The sequence below is a fragment of the Mesorhizobium sp. M7A.T.Ca.US.000.02.2.1 genome (assembly GCF_003996995.1).
Lineage (GTDB): Bacteria > Pseudomonadota > Alphaproteobacteria > Rhizobiales > Rhizobiaceae > Mesorhizobium.
Genome location: NZ_RZTT01000730.1, coordinates 1 through 1,523, shown reverse-complemented (window position 1 = coordinate 1,523; position 1,523 = coordinate 1). Strand labels below are relative to the sequence as shown.

At 65.1% G+C, this 1,523-nt stretch carries 2 protein-coding genes; both read right to left on the bottom strand.

The features are described 5' to 3' along the window. Positions 1-133 (bottom strand): YicC/YloC family endoribonuclease (locus tag EOD15_RS34070; protein WP_348629446.1); only part of this gene is annotated, 133 nt, incomplete at its 3' end. A 155-nt stretch (positions 134-288) separates the two neighbouring features. After that, on the bottom strand, positions 289-1,523 hold a 1,235-nt coding region (gene mltG, locus EOD15_RS34065), incomplete at its 5' end, for an endolytic transglycosylase MltG (RefSeq protein WP_127409290.1).

Here is a 1,523-nt window from a genome sequence, read left to right as displayed (position 1 = left end):
GCTCGAAGCCTTGCGGCAGCCGCAGCCGTACCTCGACGCTCTTGCCGTTGACGGACTTGACCTCCCAGGCGATCGAGGTGCCTTCGTGCTCGGCGACGGCACGTGCAAAACCGGTCATGCTCTGCAAATTCATATCGCCCACACGTCCCTGGCACATCGCCCTGAACCGGCTTTCCGGACAGAGCGAGTGCGGCTTGAAAAAGACTGCGCCGCAGGCGCGCCGAAACCGGACGCGCGGCGCTCTTCCAAATGTCAGGGCGTTGCCTGCCGGGCAACGCCTTTCTTCATTTACTGGGCAGCGCCCGCGTCACCGCCGCTGTCGTCGGCACCGTCAGCCGGCCCACCGCCAGCGGGTTTGACGGCATTGCTGTCGCCGGTGCCAGTCGTCTTGGCGGCTTTGGCGGCATCATCGGCCTGCTTCTTCAGCAACGCGCGATAGCGGGCGACGTTCTCGTTGTGCTCGTCCAGCGTCGCGGCAAAGACGTGCCCGCCGGTGCCGTCGGCAACGAAGTAGAGGTCGGCGGTCTTCGACGGATTGGCCACCGCCTCCAGCGCTGCACGGCCCGGATTGGCGATCGGCGTCGGCGGCAAGCCATTGATCACATAGGTGTTGTAGGGCGTCTGTTTCTGGATGTCCGACTGGTAGATCGGCCGGTCCGCCGGCTTTCCCTTGCCGCCGAACAGCCCGTAGATGATGGTCGGATCGGATTGCAGGCGCATGCCCTTGGCAAGCCGGTTCAGGAAGACGGCGGCAACTCGCGAACGCTCGTCACCCTTGCCCGTCTCCTTCTCGACGATCGAGGCCAGCGTGACGAACTCCTCGACGTTGGCCAGCGGCAGGTCAGGCGCGCGCCGCTGCCAGACATCGTCGACCAGCTTCTTCTGATCCGCCAGCAGCTTGTCGACCATCTGCTGGCGTGTCGCTCCGCGCGTGAAGCGCAGCGTGTCGGTGGCGAGGCTGCCCTCCGGCGGCGTGGTTGCCGGCATGTCGCCGCTCAAGGCATTCTCCTCGGCGATGCGCTGCAATGCCTGGTCGACCGTCAGTCCTTCAGGAATGGTCAGCGAATACATCACCGACTTGCCGCTCTTCAGAAGCTCCATGATATCGCGCATGGATGCCCTGGGCTTGATCTCGTACTCGCCGGCTTTGAGCGCGGAATCATTGCCGAAGGCCCGCACGCCAAGGCGGAATACCCGGGCGTCGCTGATCAACCCGCGGCGTTCGAGCTGGTCGGCGATATCCTGGACGCCGGTGCTCGGCTTGACCAGGAAGGTGTCGCCATTGGCCGAAGGTCCGGGTTCGGTGAATTCCTGCTTGCCGAAATAGACCGCGACGCCGGCCGCCAGAACCACCAGCATCACCGAGGAGATGACGAAGTTCATGAACACGACGACCTGGCTGCGTGACGCACGCGAGCGCTTCGGCGGCGGCGTGCCAGCCTCCGGCCGCAACGCTTCGCTGGCCGTTTTCGGCACGATCGGGCCGGATGTCGGCGGCCGTTGCCCGAATTCTCCGTTGCCTG